We start from the raw sequence: 21,496 nt of genomic DNA on the forward strand, positions 1-21,496 counted from the left end.
AGAGCGATAACAAGAAACACCCCTCGATGACGGGGCACCGCTTCCTGCCCACGATGCTCAACCGTGCGGTGCTCTGCGCACTGGCGACCCTGGGGACGGCCCAGGCCGCGCCTTACGTCGAGAGCGGCAAGCCCGGCGATCCGGGCAGTTGGCGCAGCGCCGAATTCGACGCTGAGTGGGGGCTGGGGGCGATCAATGCCCAGCAAGCCTACGCGGCGGGCTACACCGGCAAGGGCGTCAAGTTGGGCATTTTCGATCAGCCAGTCTACGCGGCCCATCCGGAGTTCTCCGGCACCGACAAGGTCGTGACCCTGGTCACCAGCGGGATCCGCGAGTATACCGACCCCTACATTCCGGTGAAGGCAGGAGACCCGTTCCGCTATGACGGCTCCCCCACGGTGGGCTCCGATGGCAAGCTCGGTTCCCATGGTACCCACGTCGGCGGGATTGCCGCCGGCAGTCGCGACGGCGGGCCGATGCACGGCGTGGCGTTCGATGCGCAGATCATCAGCGCCGACAACGGTGACCCCGGTCCCGAGGACGGCATCATCCGGGGCAACGATGGCGCGGTGTACAAGGCCGGTTGGGATGCGTTGATCGCCAGCGGGGCTCGGATCATCAACAACAGTTGGGGCATCGGCATCACCGATCGCTTCGACCAGGGCGGTCGCGATCCGGCGTTCCCGCACTTCACGGTTCAGGATGCGCAGGTGCAGTTCGACCAGATCGAACCGCTGCTGGGCACCCGGGCCGGTGGAGCCTACGAAGGGGCCATCGCCGCCGCCCGCAGCGGAATCGTCACGATCTTCGCCGCCGGCAACGATTACAACCTCAACAACCCCGATGCTATCGCAGGCCTGGCGTATTTCGTGCCGGACATCGCACCGAACTGGCTGACGGTGGCGGCCTTGCAGATCAACCCTGACACCAGCAGCCCTGACCCATACACCATCAGCACCTTCTCTTCGCGCTGTGGCTACACCGCCAGTTTCTGCGTCTCGGCGCCGGGCACCCGGGTCTACAGCGCCGTGATCGGCGGCACCAGCCTCGACGACCTGACCGTCGGCTACGCCAACAAGAGCGGTACGTCCATGGCCGCGCCTCATGTGGCCGGCAGCGTGGCGGTGTTGATGGAGCGTTTCCCCTACATGACCGGTGCCCAGGTGGCCAGCGTCTTGCGCACCACGGCCACGGACATGGGCGCGCCAGGTGTCGACTCGTTGTACGGCTGGGGCATGATCAACCTGGGCAAGGCCATCGACGGGCCGTCGATGCTGGTCACCGCAGAAGATATACCGCAAGCCTTTCGTGTCGATGGCGCTTATGGCTCCGGTCAGTTCGTCGCGGACCTGCCGGGTATCGGCGCGGTCATCGACGCAGGCAAGCCCACGCAGCGGCTGTGCAGTGGGATCCAGTGCGGCCTGGATGTCTGGCGCAACGATATTTCCGGGCATGGCGGCCTGACCAAGGAGGGCATCGGCACCCTGGTGCTCACCGGTAACAACACTTACAGCGGACCGACCCTGGTCAACGAAGGGCGGCTGGCGGTCACCGGCTCCCTGGCCTCGGCCGTGACCGTGAACGACGGCGGTATTCTCGGCGGCAACGGTCGCATCGCCAGCCTGACGGCGAACCGCGGCGCCAGTGTGGCACCGGGCAATTCCATCGGAACCCTGCAGGTAGCAGGGGACGTGACGTTCCAACCCGGCTCCAACTACGCGGTCGAACTCTCTCCCACCTCCAGCGATCTGATCGTGGCCGGTGGCAAGGCCATCATCGACGGGGCGACGGTATCCCTGTCCCTGGAAAACAGCCCGACACTGCTCACCGCCGGTGAAGTGAAAAGCCTGCTGGGCCGGCAATTCAACATCCTGCAGGCGACCGGCGGCATTGAAGGGCGCTTCGGTCAGGTGTTACCCGACTATGCGTTCCTGGGAGGTGACCTGGCGTACTCCGCCAGTGGCATCCAGTTGGCGGTGGCGCGCAACGCGACCTCCTTCAGCAGCCTTGGCCTGACGCCGAACCAGCGCGCCGTGGCGAGCGCAGCCGAGCAATTGGGGGCGGGCAACGCCTTGTATGAAGCGTTGTTGCTGTCCCCCAGCGCCGCGGTGGCGCAACAGGCATTCCAACAACTGTCCGGCGAGATCCATCCCGCCATTGGCACGCTGCTGATCAATGACAGCCGTTACCTGCGCGACGCCGTGGTTGATCGGCTGCGCCAGGACGCGCTGTACGACGCTGCCGCTCCAACCGATGCCAATAGCAATGCCTGGGTCAAGGTCCTGGGAGCCTGGGGCAAAAGCGACGGCGGTAACGAAAACGCCAGTTCCACCAGCTCCATCGGCGGGCTGCTGGCCGGTGTGGACGGTCTGATCGCCGAGGGGACGCGGCTGGGCTTCGTCACCGGGTACAGCGACAGTTCATTGAGCATGGGAGATGGCACCCACTCGTCAGCCAAGGCAGACAGCTATCACCTGGGGGCGTATCTGGGGCATGAGATCGATGCCCTGCGCCTGACGGTGGGTGGTGCCTACGCCTGGAATCGCATCGATGTCCAGCGCGACCTGCAATTCGACGATGTGAACGGCCGGGAGAAAACCAAGCGTGATGCCCGGACCGCCCAGCTCTTCACAGAGGCGGCGTATCGCCTTGACCTTGAACCCGTGGCACTGGAGCCGTTCGCCAACCTGGCCTATGTGCACCTGGACAGCGACAGCTTCCATGAGAAGGGCGACTCCGCAGCCTTGCGTGCCGGTGACGACCGTCGCGACGCGGTGCTGTCGACACTGGGCGTGCGTGCCGGACATACCCTGGCGTTGTCCAAGACGCAGCAGTTGCAGCTGTCCGGCACCCTCGGCTGGCAGCACAACCTGAGTGACACCCGTTCCGAGCAGGACCTGGCGTTCGTCGGCGGTGGCAGCACCTTCGCGGTGCAGAGCGTGTCCATGGACCGCAACGCGGCGGTGGTGGGGGCCCGTGCCGGGCTGGCGGTGGCCAGGGATGTCCAGCTCAACCTGGATTACAACGGCCTGCTCGGTTCCCGGGACAAAAACCATGGCGTCGGCCTGACGCTGGACTGGCGTTTCTGAAACGTTGCCCGGCCGCTGCTGTGCGAGCGCGTCGGGCAAGGCATATCCACTCATTCCAACAACAAAAAGAGTGCAACAACCATGGGAATCTACGACTACAAGCACTTCGGCACCACGGAATCCAAGGCGCTGGTCAGCGATGCGATGGCGATCATGCTCTATTCCTATCACAACCTCGATCACGGTTTTGCTGCCGGGTACCAGCAGAACGGCTTCGGTACCGGGCTGCCGGCGACCCTGGTGACAGCCTTGCTGGGTGGCACCGACTCCCAAGGGGTGATTCCCGGCGTGCCGTGGAATCCCGATTCGGAAAGGCTGGCCCTGGAGGCGGTGCAAAAGGCCGGCTGGACGCCCATCAGCGCGGCGCAACTGGGTTATGCCGGCAAGGTGGACGGCCGGGGAACATTCTTCGGCGAGAAAGCCGGCTATACCACCGCCCAGGTGGAAATCCTCGGCAAGTACGATGCCGACGGGCAACTCAAGGAAATAGGGATTTCCTTTCGCGGCACCAGCGGCCCCCGTGAAAACCTGATCAGCGACTCCATCGGCGATGTGATCCATGATGTGATGGCCGCGTTGGGCCCCAAGGACTTCGCCAGGAACTACGTCGGCGAAGCCTTCGGCAACCTGCTCGGCGATGTCGCGGCATTTGCCCGGGCCCATGGCCTGACTGGCGCGGACGTGCTGGTCAGCGGCCACAGCCTGGGCGGGCTGGCGGTCAACAGCCTGGCGGACCTGAGCGGCGACAAGTGGGGAGGCTTCTACAGCGATGCCAACTACATCGCCTACGCTTCGCCGACCCAAAGCGCCAGCGACAAAGTCTTGAACATCGGTTACGAGAACGACCCGGTGTTCCGGGCACTGGACGGCTCGACGTTCAACCTGTCGTCGGTGGGCGTGCACGACGCGCACCAGGACTCGGCGACCAACAACATCGTCAGCTTCAACGACCATTACGCCTCGGCGGCATGGAACGTGCTGCCGTTTTCCATCCTCAACATCCCCACCTGGATTTCCCACCTGCCCACGGGGTACGGCGACGGCATGGGGCGGATAATGGACTCCGCGTTCTATGACCTCACCGGCAAAGACTCCACCATCGTGGTCGCCAACCTGTCGGACCCGGCACGCAGCAACACATGGGTGCAGGATCTCAATCGCAACGCCGAGCCTCACACGGGCAGCACCTTTATCATCGGCAGCGACAAGGATGACCTGATCCAGGGCGGCCAGGGCAGCGATTACCTGGAAGGACGCGCCGGCAACGACACCTTTCGCGACAGTGGCGGTTACAACGTGATCCTGGGCGGTCAGGGCAGCAACACCCTGCAGTTGCAACAGTCGGTGAAGGATTTCAGCTTCGCCCATGACGGGGCGGGAACGCTGTACGTGCGTGACGCTCATGGCGGGATCAGCGTGACCCGCGATATCGGTACGCTGGTGAGCAGGGAGTCCGGCGCGTTCTGGGGGCTGCTCAAGGACGAGGTGAGCCACAGCGTCACCGCGAACGGCCTGGTCAGCGAGGGGCATGTCACGGCATATGCCTCAGCGGTCAAGGGCGGTGCGGCCAACGATACCCTGGTGGCGCGGGCGACAGGCGACTGGCTGTTCGGCCTGGACGGTCACGATGTACTGGTAGGCGGGGCGGGGAGCGACACCTTCGTGGGCGGCTCGGGCAACGACGTGATGCAGTCCGGTGGCGGCCAGGACACGTTTGTCTTCAATCGCGCGTTCGGCCAGGACCGCATCAGCGGGTATGATGCTGGCGACACACTGGTGTTCCTGGGCGTCCAAGGCGCCGGCGCGGGTTACGACTATAGCCAGCACCTGTCGCAGGTGGGCAATGATACCTTGCTCAAGGTAGGCGACAGCTCCGTGACCCTGGTGGGTGTCGGACTGGCCCAGGTAGGAGGCGACAGCCTTGTGTTCGCCTGATTGATTTGATTCGAGGAAGACGAGAGAGGGGGCACTGACCAGGAGGGAAACCGGGCCGTCATGGCCTCGGCACCGTATGAGGTCATGTCCCCTTGTCACGTATGAGGAGAAGTACTGCAGTGAAGGTTAGACAAGGGTTGTTCATCGGTCTGATGGGGGCAATGGTTTCGGTTGGCGTGCTGGCGGATCTACCGGATCAATCGATCCTGACCCGGTATGGCATCTCTGCCGACCAGTTGCCCACGGCCGAGGATGACCACCGCGCAGATGCGCCTTCGCACCTGCCGCGTTTCGAGCTGCAGATGCCCAGGCCCTGGATCGGGGTGGACATCGAGGCGGCGAAGAGGCCGGGCATCACCGGAAACATCAGCATCGATCGTTCCAACCGGCAGGAATACGAGCATTGCCTGCGCATGCAGGAACAGTCCTTACGAAGGACGGGGGCTACCATCAGTTGCGACGAGGGCGGCCTGGCCCTGGAAATGGATGTCGATCAGTTCCACTGAGCGAGAGCGGCCCCCAGGGGGCAGAGGGCCTGGAGAGGATCAGTCTTCCTTGCGGATCGTCGCCACTTCATCGGCGCGAACCCGGACTTTTTTGCCCGAGATGTCTTCGAATTCATAGAAGCCATCGGAGGTTCGGGTGTTGGGGGTGTCCTGGGTCAAATACTGGGTGCCGTTCTGCAGGGTCACCACGGTCGGCGTCGAGCAACCGGCCAACGCCAGGAACGCGGCAGCGGCCAACGGCAGGCCCAGAAATCTGATGTTCATATCCATAACCTCTCGATCAAAGGCGCGGTCAGGCTGATTCGACCGCGCCACTACTGTAGTTAACCGCCATTGGTCTCGCTTGTTGTAGGAAAGTTCATCGCTGGCCGCAGGATTTCACCTTTAAATATAGGAGACCGCTCATCTTTTGCAGTTGCCTGTGCCCTTCGTTGCTGATATCTGTACGCATAACCAGTATTCGTGACGCATCTTTCCGTGACCGCCAACCCCCTTGACGACCCGTTCTACTACCTGAACAACTTCCAGCAGGTACTCGCCTGGTTGACGCAACGTTATGCCGATGTGCTCAGCCCCGAGGAACAGCGCTTCATCGATGAGTTCGCAGCGGTTCCTCGTCCGTCCCAGGGGCTGCTGGTGCGGATGGTGATGCGCAAGGGGCTGCGCTTTCGGCACAGCAAGTTGAACTACTCGGAAATCGGTGACATTGCCACCGCCGTGGAACCGCTGCTGGCCCTGGGTTGGGTCGCCGAACAGGCTCCCGTAAGCCTCACCGACTTGTTCGACGTACTGCTCAAACCGGAAATCCTCCTGTGCCTGGGGCACCTGATCGAGCGGCCCAAGGCGAAGAAGACCGAGTGGCTCCAGGCCTTGGGCGAGCAGTTCAACGAGCCGCAGCCGTTCCACGCCTGGTGCCCGCAACTTGAGGATCGGCTGTACAGCTTGACCATCATGGGCATCTGCGACCGTCTGCGGCTGATGTTCTTCGGCAACCTCTATCAGGACTGGTCGGAATTCGTGCTGGCGGACCTGGGCATTTTTACCTATGAAACCGTGGCGTTCAGCGCCGAATCACGAGGCTTACGCAGCCGTCGGGACGTGGATGCCTGCGTTTTCCTGTACGAATGCCAGCAACGCCTGGAGGCCGGTGAGCCGCCGCAAGACGTTGTCGCCCAGGTCAATGCCCTGGAACTGGACAATCCGTGGCTGGAGCGGCGTCGGGGCAAACTGTTGTTCCAGATCGGCCAATACGGCGAGCGCATCGCCGATTTTGCCCTGGCACTGGGTATCTATCGCGATTGCACCTACCCTGGCGCCCGTTTGCGGATGATCCGTGTGCTGGAGCGCATCGGCGAGTACGACCTGGCCCTGGCATTGAGCGAAGAGGCTGCACGGGCGCCCCAGGATGCGGCCGAGGCCCAGGCCCTGCTCAGGATCGTGCCCCGCCTGCGGCGCAAGCTCGGCGGGCCGCCGGTGCCGCGCCTGCTGGCCCGGGAAGTGGAGCGACTGGACTTGCAACTGCCGCGCATCGACCCGACCCTGTCGGTGGAGTATCACGTCCAGGTCCATCTGCACGACGAAGCCGCTCCGGTGCATTACGTCGAGAACAGCCTGATCAACTCGCTGTTCGGGCTGCTGTGCTGGCCGGCGATATTCGCGCCGTTGCCCGGGGCGTTTTTCCACCCGTTCCAGCGTGGTCCGGTGGACCTGCTCAACGAAGATTTCCATGCCCGTCGCGCCGAGTTGTTCGCGGCCTGCTTCGCCGAGCTGGACGACGGCCGCTATCGCCACACCATCATCCGGCGCTACGTGGAAAAGCGGGGCATCCAGTCGCCGTTCGTGTTCTGGGGCGCCTTGTCCGAAGAATTGTTGAACCAGGCGCTGGACTGCCTGCCGGCCGAGCACCTCAAACACTGGTTCAACCGCCTGCTGCTGGACATCAAGGCCAACCGCGCCGGCATGCCGGACCTGATCCAGTTCTGGCCGCAGCACAAGACCTACCGGATGATCGAAGTCAAAGGCCCCGGCGACCGCCTGCAAGACAATCAGTTGCGCTGGCTGGAGTTCTGCCATGAGCACCGGATGCCGGTCGCCGTGTGCTACGTGCAATGGATGGAGCAGGGCGCATGAGCCAGGAGCCGGTGTACAGCATCGCCGTGCGGGCACTCTGCGAGTTCACCGCCAAGACAGGCGATCTGGACCTGCGGTTCACCCCATCGCCCACGGCCCTGGAGGGCATCGTCGGCCACCGCACCGTGGCGTCACGGCGCAGTGAGGGGTATCAGGTCGAAGTCAGCCTGGAAGGTAGCTACCGTGGGGTGAAGGTCAGGGGCCGGGCCGACGGTTATGACCCGCAGCGCAATTGCATCGTGGAAGTGAAGACCTACCGGGGCGACCTGTCGCGGCAACCGGCCAATCACCGTCAGTTGCATTGGGCCCAGGCGAAAATCTATGGCTGGCTGATGTGCGACAGGTTGCAACTGCCGCGCATCGACGTGGCGTTGGTGTATTTCGACATCGTCAGCGAAAAGGAAACCCTCCTGACGCAAAGCTTCGAGGCGCCACAACTCCAGACCTTTTTCGAGGAACAATGCACGTTGTTCCTGGCCTGGGCCGGGCAGGAGGTTGCCCATCGGCAGGCGCGTAATGACGGCGCACAGGCCCTGGCCTTTCCGCATGCCGATTTCAGGCCGGGCCAGCGGCACCTGGCCGAGTCGGTGTTCAAGGCCGTCAGCACCGGTCGATGCCTGATGGCCCAGGCGCCCACCGGCATTGGCAAGACCGTCGGTACCCTGTTTCCGATGCTCAAGGCCCTGGCGCCGCAGAAACTGGACAAGGTGTTCTTTCTCACGGCGAAGACCCCGGGTCGCAAACTGGCCCTGGATGCGGCACGGGTGCTGACCCGCAGCGCGCCGTCGATGCCGTTGCGGGTATTGGAGATGATCGCCCGGGACAAGGCTTGCGAGCATCCGGATAAAGCCTGCCACGGCGAGTCCTGCCCGCTGGCCCGTGGGTTCTATGATCGCCTGCCGGCTGCCCGCCAGGCCGCGAGCCAAGTCACGCTGCTGGACCAGGCCGCGTTGCGAGAGATTGCGCTGGCCCACCAGGTGTGCCCGTACTACCTCAGCCAGGAAATGGCCCGTTGGGCCGATGTGGTGGTGGCCGACTATAACTATTACTTCGATTTCAGTGCCTTGCTGTTCGGCCTGGCCCAGGCCAATGGCTGGACCGTCGCGACCCTGGTGGACGAAGCCCATAACCTGGTGGAGCGGGGCCGGCAGATGTACAGCGCGACCCTCGACCAGTCGACCCTGGCCGCCGTGCGCAAAACCGCTCCTGAGCCCTTGAAGAAAGCCCTGCAGCGGGTCAATCGGCAATGGAACGCCTTGCATGGGCCGCAAGTGGCGGTCTACCAGGCTTATGACCAGGCGCCGGACAAGCTCCTCCAGGCGTTGGCGCAATGCACCGGCGCTATCGGCGACTATCTCAACGACCATCCCCAGGGCCTGGACAGCGGATTGCAGGCGTTCTACTTCGATGCGTTGCAGTTTGGCCGGGTAGCGGAGTCGTTCGATGAGCATTTCCTGTTCGACATTCACAAGCGTGAGCCGCAAAGCACGCGCAGCCGGTCCACCCTGTGCCTGCGCAACGTGGTACCGGCCGACTTCCTGCGGCCAAGGTTCACCGCGTCTCGTAGCAGCGTGCTGTTCTCTGCGACCCTGAGCCCCCGGCACTATTACGCCGATCTGCTGGGCACCCCGACGGACACGGTATGGATCGATGTCGAGTCGCCGTTCCAGGCCGAACAGCTGGACGTTCATGTGATCAGTCGGATCTCCACCCGTTTTGCCCATCGCCAGGCCTCCCTGGAACCGATCGTCACCTTGATGGCCCGTCAGTTCCGCGAACGGCCGGGCAACTACCTGGCGTTCTTCAGCAGTTTCGATTACTTGCAGCAGGTGGCCGGACTGTTTGCCGAGCGACACCCGGACATTGCCACCTGGGCACAATCGCGAGGCATGGGGGAAGTGCCCCGGCAAGCGTTTATCGAGCGCTTCCAGGCGCACAGCCAGGGCATCGGGTTTGCGGTACTGGGCGGAGCGTTCGGTGAGGGCATCGACTTGCCGGGCTCGCGCCTGATCGGAGCGTTCATCGCCACCCTGGGCCTGGCGCAATTCAACCCGGTCAACGAGCAGATCAAGCAGCGCATGACCGCCATCTTCGGCGACGGTTATGACTACACCTATCTGTATCCGGGCTTGCAGAAAGTCGTTCAGGCAGCGGGAAGGGTCATTCGTACCCAGCAGGACCGTGGTGTGGTCATGCTGATCGACGACCGTTTCGGCGAGGCCAGGGTGCGGCACTTGTTGCCGCGTTGGTGGTCAGTGACGGAGGAATACCAGCAGATTGCTCACCCGAATGTTCCGTCGGGCTTGCCTGGTGCTTTTTCCTGAGAGCAGACTTGCCCCATATTTCGCGAAACGCCTCCACGGATGCCTTGGCCAACATGCCCGATAACGACAACAAGCCCATCCTCATTAACGAAGAACAGCGTTTTCGCCTGCTCATCGATGCCGTGGTCGACTACGCCATCTACATGACCGATCCCACGGGCATCATCATCAGCTGGAATTCTGGAGCCCGACGCTTCAAGGGCTATGAGGAAGCGGAAATCATCGGCCAGCACTTTTCCCGCTTCTACACCGAAAAGGACCGTGCTGCCGGCCTGCCGCAGCGGGCGCTGAGTACCGCCGCCCGGGAGGGTCGCTTCGAAGGCGAAGGCTGGCGGGTGCGCAAGGACGGCACGCAGTTCATGGCCCATGTGGTCATCGACGCGATCCGCAGCGACACCGGCGTACTGCTGGGCTTTGCCAAGATCACCCGCGACATCACGGATGTCACCCAGGCGCAGTTGGCCTTGGAGCAAGCCCGAGAAGCATTGTTCCAGTCCCAGAAACTGCAAGCCATCGGTCAACTGACTGGCGGTATCGCCCATGATTTCAATAACTTGCTGACGGTGATCCTCGGCAACCTGGAGATCGTTCGCAAGCGCATGCCTGGCGACCCCAAGCTTGCCCAACTGCTGGACAACGCGACCCAGGGCGCGTTGCGTGGCGTTTCGCTGACCCAGCGGATGCTGGCGTTCGCCCGTCGGCAGAAACTGACGTCCGAATCGGTCCAACTGCCGGCCCTGGTACAGGGCATCAGCGGTTTGCTGCAAAGCTCCCTGGGCCCATCGTTCCACATCCAGACCTCCTTTGCCCCTGGCCTTTCTCCCGTGCTGGCGGACGTCAACCAACTGGAACTGGCGATCCTCAACCTGGCGACCAACGCCCGTGATGCCATGCCCAACGGCGGGCGCATCCTGATCGCGGCCGATGAGCGACGGGATACCCCGGCCTTGCCACAGGCCGCCATGAAGCCCGGGCGCTATGTATGCCTGTCGATCATCGACGAGGGCGAGGGCATGGATGAAGCGACCCTGGCCTCGGCCGTCGAGCCGTTTTTCACCACCAAGGGGGTGGGCAAGGGCACCGGCCTGGGACTGTCCATGGTCCATGGCCTGGCGGAACAGCTGGGCGGCCGCCTGCTGCTGCTCAGCGAAAAGGGCGTGGGCACCACCGCTGAGCTGTGGCTGCCGGTGGCGCAAGCCCAGGTATCGGAGAAGACCCAGGTGCAGGAGTCGGCTTCACTGATGACCCAGGAGTTGCTGGTGCTGGTGGTGGACGATGACAGCCTGGTGCTGACCAGTACCCGGCTGCTGATCGAAGACCTGGGACACCGGGTCCTTTGCGCTTCTTCCGGGGCCCAGGCCCTGGAGTTGTACGAATCCAACCAGGACATCGACTTGGTGATCACCGACATGGCCATGCCGCAGATGGATGGCGCGCAGTTGGCGAAGCTGCTTCGTGACCGGCAGCCCACCTTGCCCATCGTCCTGGCCACTGGTTATGCCGAACGCCTGGAAGGTTTCGCCACGCAATTGCCGCGCCTGACCAAGCCGTTCAAGCAGATCGATCTGGTGAAGGCCATCGGGCAGACGATGAAATGAACGCAGGGGGCCCGGTTCGTAGCACTATGTGGTGTTCTTCCTGAACCCCCGCAGGTTCATGGCACACAGACAGAACTGCAACACGATCAGTGCGTAGGCATCCGTGTGCAGACCCCAGATCACCCACAGGATATTGCTCGCGATGAAACAACTGAACCCAGCCACGCGCCGGCGTGGCTGGCGCGAGCCGATCAGCCAGGCCGCCAGTACCGTCACCACCATCGCGGGCCATTGCACCCATCCTACATAATCCACCGCTTGCTCCTCGTGCTTCCGATGATCTACAGACCGCAGGCGGCGGCCCGGCGTTTCGTTGGACCGGCGGTCCATCGACTTGAACTTGCCCGATGACGCGTTCCTCCAACGAAGCTGAATCATCATCGAGGAATGACCTGCGTAATGCCCCGTATTCTGACCAGCCAGACCCAGGAAGAAGAACTGACGGAACACAAGGCCAAGCTGTTCGGCTCTCCCAAGGAGCGGCTGGATTTCTATCGACGGGAGATCCAGTACGAAACCAGCATCCTGGCCAATCGAACCGACGCCTACCTGGCCGCTCAATCCTTCCTGGTGATCGCCTTCGCCTCATGCATGGCCAACCTGAACCCGGAGTGGGGCAAGTTGTTCACCCTGGTGGTTCCACCGTTCCTGGCGCTGCTGGGGTTCTTGAGCTCCCTCAATGCGTGGCCGGGCATCCGCGCGGCCTACGAGATCATCGATCACTGGCATTTCAAGCAAAGCGAGCTGCTGCGCGCCGAGCCGATGATGGGACTGGTCTATGACGAGTCGCCGCTGTTCAGCGAGCGGGAATCGACCCACAAGGGCTACCGCAAGTCGCTGCTGTTTTCCCTGCGCACGCCCTGGATCTTCGCTACGTTCTGGGTACTGCTGGGAGGCTATTCGATCTTTATCCAAGTGACCGATCCCGGGGGCTAGCCTGTTCTCGCTGTTGGTGACGCTCATACCAGGCCAGGATGGGTTGGGTGCTCAGGCCGTGAACCAGGATGCTCAGGGCCACCACCGACAACGTGAGGTCGATACCCAGTTGCGCCACGTGTGGTTGTAACTGATGGTTCAAGGCAAAAAACAGATAGAACAGGCTGCCGATGCCCCGTATGCCGAACCAGCCAATCAGCAGTCGCTGATGTCCGTCCAACAATGGCCCCCAAGGGATCGCCAGGACGCTCAGGGGGCGAATCACGGCAAACAGCAGGGCACCGATGACGACGGCGCGCCAATCCCAATGGTTGACCAGCACCACCCCCAGCAGGGTCACCAAAAACACCTCCATGGCGCGCTCCACCAGACTGCCGAAGGCCAGCATGTCGCCCATCATGACGCCAGCGGCCACCTGTCCTTCATCCAGGGATTGCGTGTCGCCCACCAGCGCCTCGGGCGGCGCGACGGTCTCATGGCCCACCACCGGTTGTACCAGGTGCTCGGCGGGCGGTGCATCCTTGTCGGTGGAGGCGACCTCGGCCTGCCGCAGGCCCAGCCCGGCGGCGAACACCGAGAGAAAGCCATAGCCCTGGATCGACTCGGCGGCGACATAGGCCAGCGCGATCAGCGCCAGGGCCAGGTAATCGTTGGGGGAGAGGGTGCTATCGGCATTTCTGATGCGCATCGACAAGGTGAGCTTGCCGATCCCGCGTCCCATCCAATAGCCCACCAGCAAGCCGGCCGGAACAGCCCACAAGACATTGAGCAAAGTCCACTGCAGGAGGAAACCGCTGCCGTCCTCGCGCAGCATCAGCAAACCCAGGATCACGAACGGAAATGCCGTACCGTCGTTCAACCCTGCCTCGCCGGACAGGCCAAAGCGCACCCGGTCGTCATCACGGGCATCGTTGACTTGCACCAGCGCCGCCAGCACTGGATCAGTGGGCGCCAGCATCGCGCCGATCAGTAGCGAAACACCCCATCCGAGGCCGAACAGATAATGCAGTGTCAGGCACAGGCCGGCGATGGTCAGTATCATCACGGGACCGGCCAACCCATAGGCCACGCGCCAGGTGCGATTCTTGAAAGGCAGACGCAACTTGAGGCCGCTGACGAACAACGAAAACACCACCGCGATTTCGGTGAGGTGCTCCATCCATACCGAAGAATCGCCGATGTCCAGTCTCAGCAAGTCGAGCCCCAACGGGCCGATGACGACACCCAGCACCAGGCACACGGCCGATGTGGTTACCGGCATCCAGCGCAGGTAAGACGAGGTCAGAGCCAGGGTCAATAACACGGCACCGAGCACGGCTACCCACACTGAAAAAGTCATCGGTGCTCCTTGATCCAGATGGCGAGGGGATTTTGCATCTGGTTATTCGTTCGAGGCATGGCGAGTCGATACGGTTCCGTTTATCCGGCTGCCATTCGATTCGAGGGAATTTTTCTTCCCGCGCAGGGCTCTGCAATGGAAGAGACGTGTTGTTCAGCGTCCTGCCGAGAACTGAAGAGGCCCTTATGACTGCGCTGACATCCCTGCACCAGCCTGCCACCGCGGGACCGTTTACAGATGCACCGTTCACCGAGGCCGGTACCGTGCGCCAATGCTACGAGCGACTGCTCCAGGGCCCTGACGATACCGACAAACAAGCCATGGCCCAGGCGTTTCTCCAGTCGTGTCTGGAAAAAGCCGCTGCCTTGCCCCAGGAAATCCCCGATGACCCGGCAACGCTGCAAGCCTGGGTCGAAGAGCACAGCGCCGGTGTGGCCCGGCAGTATGCCGAGTATCTGGAACGTCGCAAAAGCGGCGGGCCCCGAGAGTTTTTCAGCAGCAAAGCCCATGCGCTGTACTTCCTGCAAGCCGTCGCACCGACCAAACTGGTCGACGGTGCCTGGTTGTACGGCGTGCTCAAGCACTGGCACGACCATCGCTTCGAAGGGCTGCTGTGCACCTACCTGGAAGAACTGGGGGACGGTAATCCGGCGCAGAACCATGTGGTGATCTATCGCAAGTTGCTCGCCGAGCATGGCCTGCCGGACGCTCCGGACATCGATGACGAGCGTTACCTGCAAGGCACGGTGCAACTGGCTCTGGGGTATGCCGGCGATGAATACTTGCCCGAGGTGATCGGTTACAACCTGGGCTATGAACAACTGCCCTTGCACCTGCTGATCAGCGCCTATGAGTTGAGCGAACTGGCCATCGACCCGTACTACTTCACCTTGCACGTCACCATTGACAACGCCAGCACCGGCCACGCTCACAAGGCCGTGCAGTCGCTGCTGCAATTGATGCCGATGGAAGCCGACCGCGAGGCCTTCTGGCGGCGGGTCACCCTGGGTTATCGCCTCAATGACCTGGGGCAGGGCAGCCGGGCGATCATCGAGGCATTCGACCTGGATCGCGAAGTGCTCGACATGCTCGAACGCAAACGTCCGTTCGGCCAGCACATGCATTCAGACTACTGCAAGTTCCAGGGCAAGACCGTCAACCAGTGGCTGGCCGAGCCCGGTCAACTGGAAGGTTTCCTCCAGGCGCTGCAGGACAAAGGTTGGATCAAGCGCCACGAAGACCCGCAGAACAGTCGCTTCTGGACCCTGATCGAAGGAGCGGGCGCTGCTATGTTCGGGGTGTTCAGCCCTTACGAAAAGCAGTTGCTGCACGACTGGATCGCCGGGGATTGGCTGAACGAGCGCAGCCGCAGCGCGCCGCGGCGCAATCAAGGGGCCGCCTGCGAGCCTCGGATGCCGATGGAGGATCCCGATGTCCGCAATCTGCAACAGGCCCTGCGTGGCAAGGTCCCCGATGAACAGATGCGGATTCTTATCCCCTGGCTCTCGGCCCGCTGCCACAGCCATCCGGCCGGGTTGCTGGCCACCCGTCGGTTCATCGAACTCAAATCCGTACTTCGCTAGGAGCCCTGCATGAATCAGGAAGAACGCCTGTCCGAACCCGACCTGGCGCTGTTGCAGCTGGGCCGTCGTCTGCAAGCCGACGGTTATCGCTTCGTCACCCCGACGCCCTTGACCCATGAGCGGGTCAACGCGCGCCCTGGCAACGAACGGTCCAGGACGTTGCGGGACGTGTTCGGCTGGTCGCGTCCGTTTGCGCCAGGACTGATCTCCGCCGACGAGCAACGCCAGTTGCAAGAGGCCGAGGTGTTGGAGGAGCGCGATGGCCTGCTCAGCAGCCGGGTACGCTGGTCGAGCCTGGACGGCCTGCTGTTCGCTCATTCACGGTTTCCCACCCAAGCCGCCGACGCGGTGTTTTTCGGACCGGACACCTACCGCTTCGCCCAACTGATCCATGCCCATCTGCAAGAGAATTTCACCGCCGTGCATAGGGCCGTAGACATCGGCTGCGGCGCCGGTGTCGGGGCAATCGTGATTGCCCGTGCCCGACGCGAGGCCCAGGTGCTGGCCCTGGATATCAACCCATTGGCCTTGCGCCTGAGCGCGGTCAACGCCGCGTTAGCGGAGGTGAGCAATGTCGAGATCACCCACAGCGATCTGCTCCAGAACGTGGAAGGCCAGTTCGACCTGATCGTCGCCAACCCGCCGTACATGGCTGATCCGGCCGAGCGTGCCTATCGCCACGGTGGCGGAACCCTGGGTGCCGGGCTGTCGCTGCGCATCGTCGAGCAGGCCTTGCCCCGGCTTACGCCCGGCGGCTCGCTGGTGCTCTACACCGGCGTGGCAATGGTCGACGGTCGTGACCCTTTCCTGGAGGCGTTGGGCGCATGGCGCGATTCACCTGAGTTTGGCTGGACCTACAAGGAATTGGACCCGGATGTCTTTGGCGAGGAGTTGCTGACACCGGGTTATCAGGACGTGGAAAGGATCGCCGTGGTGGCGTTGGTTGCAACCCGCATTGGCGCGGGAACCGGAGGGATCATCGATGAACAGGCGTCTGAAGTTCGGCATTGAAGAGGAATATTTCCTCACCGACCTGCAAACCCGCAGCATGCCCGGACAACCGTCGGCGGCCGCCGTCGCGGCTTGCCGGACCGAGTTGGGCAAGCATTTCGCCCATGAGATGTTCCAGAGCCAGATCGAGATGGCGTCGCCCATCTTTCGCAGCCTGCCCGAGGCCGCCGATTTTCTGATACAGGTGCGTGCCGGGTTGACCCAACGCCTGGCACCTTATGGGCTGGGGCTGCTCAGCGCCGGTTCGCACCCCATGGCGACCCAGGATTTGCAGCCCACCGATGAGCTGCATTTCCAGCAATTGTTCGACGACTACCAGCGGGTGGCGCGGCGCAGCGTGCTGTCGGGCTTGCATGTGCACGTGGAGGTGCCGGCCGACCGGGACCGGGTCAAGGTGATGAACGAGGTCCTGCCCTGGCTGCCGATGTTCCTGGCCTTGAGCGCATCGTCACCGTTCTGGAATGGGGCCTACAGTGGCTTCAGCAGCTATCGTCAGGTCGCCTGCGATGAGTGGCCACGGATGGGGGTGCCGGAATATTTCGAGAACGAATCGGCTTTCGCCAGCTACGTCGACCTGCTCATGCGCACCGGCTCGATTCGTCAGGCCAGCGATTGCTGGTGGGTGATACGGCCTTCGTCCCGCTATCCGACCCTGGAACTGCGGATCTGCGATGCCTGTCCCCGGGTCGAGGATGTGCTCTGCCTGGTCTCGCTGTTTCGCCTGATGGTGGCCCATGCCGTCGCCCAACCCAAGCCAGGTGCCCGGTACAGCCAGATGTCCCAATGGATCCTCAAGGAAAACCGCTTGCGGGCCAAGCGCCACGGCACCCTGGCGGAGTTCATCATCGAAGGGCAGGAGCAACCGGTGCTCATCGGTGAATGGTTGACCATGGCCGAGCAGACCTTTGGTGACGCCGCAGCAGCACTCGGGGTCCAGGACGTTTTCAAGCAGGCTCGACGGATCGTCCAGGAAGGCACCAGCGCCGACCGTCAGTTGGTGCTCTACGAACAGGGGCTGTTGCTGGGAGACTCCATCGAGCAGGCCTTGGGCCGGGTTGTTGATCAACTGCTCTCCGAAACCGCCGGGCTGCCTGTTGCCAGCCCGCAATTGCCCCAGGCCGCAGGTGCATGATGGCAAGCAAGACCCTCGACGACTACAACCGCATGCGCGATTTCGCCGCCACCCCGGAGCCGGCGGCGAAGCGCTCGCGTCGAGCGAAAAAGGCGGCCCATGCCCTGCAGTTCTGTATCCAGAAGCACGACGCCACGCGCCTGCATTACGACTTCCGGCTTGAACTGGACGGTGCGCTCAAGAGCTGGGCGGTACCCAAGGGCCCGTCCCTGGACCCCAAGGCCAAGCGCCTGGCAGTGCATGTCGAAGACCACCCGCTGGACTATGCGACGTTCGAGGGCAGCATTCCGGAAGGGCACTACGGTGCTGGCGATGTCATTGTCTGGGACCGGGGCGTCTGGATTCCCCAGGGCGATCCCCACGAGGCCTACGAAAAGGGCCGGCTCAAGTTCGAATTGCAAGGCGAGAAGCTCGCCGGGCTGTGGAACCTGGTGCGCACCCACATGCCCGGCAAGCAGGAGCAGTGGTTCTTGATCAAGCATCAGGACGAAGCGGCCCGCCCGGAAAGCGAATATGACGTGGTCCAGGCCGAGCCCGACAGCGTGCTCAGCGACCGTACCATCGTACCCAAGCGCCGTGGCAAGGCCGCCGCGGCCAAGGCCGTGAAACAGCCGGAAAAAGCTTCCCCGCCAAAGCCGTCGAAAAAAGCTTCCAGGACCACCCTCAGCGGTGCGGTGCCGGGGCCGATCCCGGAGATGCTCAAGCCGGAACTGGCGACGTTGGTGGAAAGCGCTCCCGACGGCGAATGGCTGTATGAGATCAAGTTCGACGGCTACCGGGTCATGGCCCGTATCGAAGACGGTGACGTTCGCCTGATCACCCGCAACGGCCATGACTGGACCCATAAATTGCCACGCCAGGCAGAAGCCCTGGCCGGGCTGGGGCTGGAGTCGGCCTGGCTCGATGGGGAAATGGTGGTGGCCAACGAGGATGGAGTACCGGACTTCCAGGCCCTGCAGAACGCCTTCGATGCGGGCAGCAGCGGCAAGATCGCCTACTACCTGTTCGACCTGCCTTATCTCAATGGCATGGACTTGCGCAAAGTGCCGGTGCAAGAGCGGCGCGCGGCGCTGGCGGCGGTGCTCGAACGCAATGAGGACCCGCTGCTGCACTTTTCCGATGCCTTTGAGGAAACACCCGAAGCCCTGCTCAACAGCGCCTGCCAGATGCGCATGGAAGGGTTGATCGGCAAGCGAATGGGCAGCGCCTACGTGTCCCGGCGCAGCAACGACTGGATCAAGCTCAAGTGCAAGAATCGCCAAGAGTTCGTGGTGGTGGGCTTCAGCGAACCCAAGGGTGCACGCAGCGCCTTCGGTGCGCTGCTGCTGGGGCTGCATGACGCCGACAGCGGCGAGTTGCGCTACGCCGGCAAAGTGGGCACGGGCTTTAACGAAACCACCCTCAAGAGCATCTATCAGCAGCTGTTGCCCCTCGAGAAGAAAAAAGCCGCGGTGGTGAATCCGCCCACCGGCTACGAGGCCAAGGGCGTGCATTGGCTCGAACCCAGCTTGCTGGCCGAAGTGGCATTCGCCGAGATGACCAAGGAAGGTTCGGTGCGGCACGCGGTGTTCCATGGTTTGCGCAACGACAAGCCGGCCAAGGACATCACCCAGGAGAAGCCCAAGCCGGTGAAAGATTCAGCCGATACGAAGAAGGCCAAGACCGCCGAGACCGCCCGTGCGCCAGACAAACCCAAGGCGAAAGGCAAGGCCAAGGCGTCTGTGGCCCAAGGCATGGATGGCAAGGTGCGCATCACCCACCCGGACCGGATCATCGATGCCACCAGCGGCACCACCAAGCTGCAGTTGGCCGAGTATTACGCCAGCGTCGCCGAATTCATCCTGCCGGAATTGGCCGAGCGTCCCGTGGCACTGGTGCGGGCGCCGGATGGCATCGCCGGCGAACTGTTTTTCCAGAAGAACGCCGAGCGCCTGGCCATTCCGGGCATCACCAGCCTGGACAAGTCAGTCACCGGACACCCGGTGATGATCATCAACAATCCCGAGGCGCTGATCGGCGCGGTGCAGATGAGCACGGTGGAACTGCACACGTGGAACGCAACGACGGTGGACCTGGACAAGCCTGATCGCTTCGTCCTGGACCTCGACCCGGATCCGGCGCTGCCCTGGAAAAGCATGGTGGAGGCCACGCAGCTGACCTTGTCGGTGCTTGATGAGCTGGGCCTGAAGGCATTCCTCAAGACCAGCGGCGGCAAAGGCATCCATGTGGTGGTGCCATTGACGCGCAAAGCGGGTTGGGACGAGGTGAAGGGCTTCAGCCACGCCATCGTCAGCCACATGGCGAAGTTGCTGCCGGACCGTTTCTCCGCGGTGTCCGGGCCGAAGAACCGGGTAGGGCGGATCTTCATCGATTACCTGCGCAACGGCCTGGGAGCTACCACCATCTGTGCCTACGCTGCCCGCACCCGGGAAGGGTTGCCGGTGTCCGTGCCGATATATCGCGAAGAGGTGGCCGAACTCAAGGGGGCAAACCTGTGGAACATCCACAACGTTCATGAACGCCTCGCCGAGGTGGGTCATGAACCCTGGGCCGAGCTCAAGAAAACCCGCCAAAGCATCACCGCCGACATGCGTCGGCGGATCGGCATGAAGAAAGCGGGTAAATGACCCTCATCCCGCCGGGAAGCGCAGGTACTCAGGCTGCAGCACGTTGAACCAGAACAGGATCATCTCCACCAGGATGGTCACCAGGACCAGCAGCCCCACGCCCCAGACACTGGCCGAATACAGCAAGCCTTGTTCCTTCTTCAGGTTCATGAACTTGGGCAGGCCAACGAACAGAAGGAAGGTTGCGTAGGCCGACGCCGCCAACAGCACAATGGCCGCCAGCCAACGGTTGGGGTAGAGGCCCAGCAAGCCGGCGAGAAAGTAGGGCGTGGCGGTATAGGCCGCAAAACCGATGCACTGGTTAAGCGTGGGACGAGCCTCGAAGGTACGCGACATCCAGCGGATGAACGCGCCCATGAGCACCACGCCCGCCACGATGGTCAGGTACAGCAGCACGCACAGCTGCAATGCGCTGGCACTGTTGAGGCGTACCGTTTCATTCTCGGCCAGGCTCCAGCCGGTCCAGGTGGTCCCGATGAACAGACACACCGTCGGGATCAGGGCCAGCAACAGCAAATGGGCGAGGTAATGGCTCGGATGAGCCTGTTCTTGTTCGCGGATGTCTTTCCAGGCGAACTCCGGATGGGTGAACAGCTTGACGAGGGGTGCTGACATGACGACCTCCTATCGAGACAGCCTCTGCGTGAGGCCCATGTGGTTTTGAGGTGCGGGATTTCCCTGGGGTTTCATTTATTTGCAGCTTCAAGGAGGCGATGCGATCAAAGGGAATGAATGACGGCGACGGCGGTCAACCCATCAGAATCTCTTGAAGGATCCATGTGTCATGACTGTCGCTCATTCACTGGTTGCTTATCTGCATGACCATAACCTGCGCCTGACCACTGCCGAGTCCTGTACCGCCGGCCAGATCGTCACGCTGCTGGCCGAGGTGCCGGGCAGCGGTTCGCTGATCGAAAGTGGCTACGTGGTCTATTCCCCCGAGGCGAAACAACGGCTGCTGGGGGTCAACCCTCGCACCATCGATACCTTCAACCTCACCAGTCGTGAAGTGGCCGAGGAAATGGCCTTGGGCGCCTTGCATGACGCCAATGCCAATGTTTCGGTCGCCACCACCGGCATTCTCGGCCCCGACGACATGGATGGGATTCCCGCCGGCACCGTATGTTTTGCCTGGGCCTTCGATATCCAGGGCCAACGGGCGCTGTTCAGTCGCCGGGAGCGCTTTTTCGGTACGCGCAGCCAGGTCCAGCTATGGGCTGCCGAGCATGCGCTCCTGCAGCTGCGACACTTCCACCAGCGCGCCTTGGCGGGAGAGCGCAGGTAGC

16 protein-coding genes are annotated in these 21,496 nt (G+C 62.7%); 12 read left to right on the forward strand and 4 right to left on the reverse strand.

Annotation, left to right across the window (positions count from 1 at the left end):
• Nucleotides 1-26: 26 nt before the first annotated feature.
• From AD666_RS10135 to AD666_RS10145, 3 genes are all read left to right on the forward strand, one after another.
• Entirely contained in the window at nucleotides 27-3,089 is a 3,063-nt protein-coding gene (locus AD666_RS10135) for an autotransporter domain-containing protein (RefSeq protein ID WP_371259577.1), read from the forward strand.
• An 81-nt stretch (nucleotides 3,090-3,170) separates the two neighbouring features.
• Nucleotides 3,171-5,024, forward strand: a complete 1,854-nt coding sequence (locus tag AD666_RS10140) for a polyurethanase (RefSeq protein WP_053151090.1) — start codon at nucleotides 3,171-3,173, stop codon at nucleotides 5,022-5,024.
• 119 nt (nucleotides 5,025-5,143) lie between these two features.
• Nucleotides 5,144-5,530 carry a hypothetical protein gene (locus AD666_RS10145; RefSeq protein ID WP_256222573.1) on the forward strand — a complete coding sequence of 129 codons (387 nt, stop codon included), beginning with the start codon at nucleotides 5,144-5,146 and terminating at the stop codon, nucleotides 5,528-5,530.
• Between the two features lie 39 nt (nucleotides 5,531-5,569).
• Here the strand turns inward: AD666_RS10145 and AD666_RS10150 are convergent, their stop codons facing one another.
• Nucleotides 5,570-5,794: a YgdI/YgdR family lipoprotein gene (locus AD666_RS10150; protein WP_053151286.1), complete on the reverse strand. Its 225-nt coding sequence runs from the start codon at nucleotides 5,792-5,794 to the stop codon at nucleotides 5,570-5,572.
• Between the two features lie 213 nt (nucleotides 5,795-6,007).
• On the opposite strand from AD666_RS10150, the gene AD666_RS10155 reads away from it, so the two are divergent.
• Genes AD666_RS10155 through AD666_RS10165 form a run of 3 tightly spaced genes read left to right on the forward strand, consistent with a single transcriptional unit; the run spans nucleotide 6,008 to nucleotide 11,582 of the window.
• Nucleotides 6,008-7,660, forward strand: coding sequence for a VRR-NUC domain-containing protein (locus AD666_RS10155; protein WP_053151096.1), 1,653 nt, complete (start codon nucleotides 6,008-6,010; stop codon nucleotides 7,658-7,660).
• Complete coding sequence (locus tag AD666_RS10160; RefSeq protein WP_053151099.1) at nucleotides 7,657-9,984, forward strand: ATP-dependent DNA helicase; 2,328 nt, start codon at nucleotides 7,657-7,659, stop codon at nucleotides 9,982-9,984. Before AD666_RS10155 ends, AD666_RS10160 begins: the two co-directional genes overlap by 4 nt.
• 53 nt (nucleotides 9,985-10,037) lie before the next feature.
• Nucleotides 10,038-11,582, forward strand: a complete 1,545-nt coding sequence (locus AD666_RS10165; protein ID WP_053151289.1) for a response regulator — start codon at nucleotides 10,038-10,040, stop codon at nucleotides 11,580-11,582.
• Nucleotides 11,583-11,606: 24 nt separating this feature from the next.
• On the opposite strand, the gene AD666_RS10170 is transcribed toward AD666_RS10165, so the two are convergent.
• Nucleotides 11,607-11,837, reverse strand: coding sequence for a hypothetical protein (locus AD666_RS10170; RefSeq protein WP_053151292.1), 231 nt, complete (start codon nucleotides 11,835-11,837; stop codon nucleotides 11,607-11,609).
• Between the two features lie 144 nt (nucleotides 11,838-11,981).
• Between AD666_RS10170 and AD666_RS10175 the strand changes: the two genes are divergently transcribed.
• Nucleotides 11,982-12,518 carry a hypothetical protein gene (locus AD666_RS10175; protein ID WP_053151103.1) on the forward strand — a complete coding sequence of 179 codons (537 nt, stop codon included), beginning with the start codon at nucleotides 11,982-11,984 and terminating at the stop codon, nucleotides 12,516-12,518.
• On the opposite strand, the gene AD666_RS10180 is transcribed toward AD666_RS10175, so the two are convergent.
• A complete protein-coding gene (locus tag AD666_RS10180; protein ID WP_053151106.1) occupies nucleotides 12,490-13,857 on the reverse strand; it encodes a sodium:proton antiporter in 1,368 nt (455 codons plus the stop codon). The two genes, AD666_RS10175 and AD666_RS10180, sit on opposite strands and share 29 nt — an antisense overlap.
• Before the next feature lie 185 nt (nucleotides 13,858-14,042).
• Between AD666_RS10180 and AD666_RS10185 the strand changes: the two genes are divergently transcribed.
• Genes AD666_RS10185 through ligD form a run of 4 tightly spaced genes read left to right on the forward strand, consistent with a single transcriptional unit; the run spans nucleotide 14,043 to nucleotide 20,210 of the window.
• Nucleotides 14,043-15,440: an iron-containing redox enzyme family protein gene (locus AD666_RS10185; RefSeq protein WP_053151108.1), complete on the forward strand. Its 1,398-nt coding sequence runs from the start codon at nucleotides 14,043-14,045 to the stop codon at nucleotides 15,438-15,440.
• A 9-nt stretch (nucleotides 15,441-15,449) separates the two neighbouring features.
• A complete protein-coding gene (locus tag AD666_RS10190) occupies nucleotides 15,450-16,451 on the forward strand; it encodes a class I SAM-dependent methyltransferase (protein WP_053151111.1) in 1,002 nt (333 codons plus the stop codon).
• Nucleotides 16,423-17,583: a carboxylate-amine ligase gene (locus AD666_RS10195; RefSeq protein ID WP_053151114.1), complete on the forward strand. Its 1,161-nt coding sequence runs from the start codon at nucleotides 16,423-16,425 to the stop codon at nucleotides 17,581-17,583. Before AD666_RS10190 ends, AD666_RS10195 begins: the two co-directional genes overlap by 29 nt.
• Nucleotides 17,583-20,210, forward strand: a complete 2,628-nt coding sequence (gene ligD, locus AD666_RS10200) for a DNA ligase D (RefSeq protein ID WP_053151115.1) — start codon at nucleotides 17,583-17,585, stop codon at nucleotides 20,208-20,210. Before AD666_RS10195 ends, ligD begins: the two co-directional genes overlap by 1 nt.
• Before the next feature lie 3 nt (nucleotides 20,211-20,213).
• On the opposite strand, the gene AD666_RS10205 is transcribed toward ligD, so the two are convergent.
• Complete coding sequence (locus AD666_RS10205) at nucleotides 20,214-20,825, reverse strand: Yip1 family protein (RefSeq protein WP_053151118.1); 612 nt, start codon at nucleotides 20,823-20,825, stop codon at nucleotides 20,214-20,216.
• A gap of 169 nt (nucleotides 20,826-20,994) precedes the next feature.
• On the opposite strand from AD666_RS10205, the gene AD666_RS10210 reads away from it, so the two are divergent.
• Nucleotides 20,995-21,495 (forward strand): CinA family protein, encoded by a 501-nt coding sequence (locus tag AD666_RS10210; RefSeq protein WP_053151121.1) that lies wholly within the window; start codon nucleotides 20,995-20,997, stop codon nucleotides 21,493-21,495.
• Nucleotide 21,496 lies beyond the last annotated feature (1 nt).

It is taken from the genome of Pseudomonas sp. Pf153, from assembly GCF_001269775.1.
In the GTDB taxonomy this organism is placed as follows: Bacteria; Pseudomonadota; Gammaproteobacteria; order Pseudomonadales; family Pseudomonadaceae; genus Aquipseudomonas; species Aquipseudomonas uvaldensis.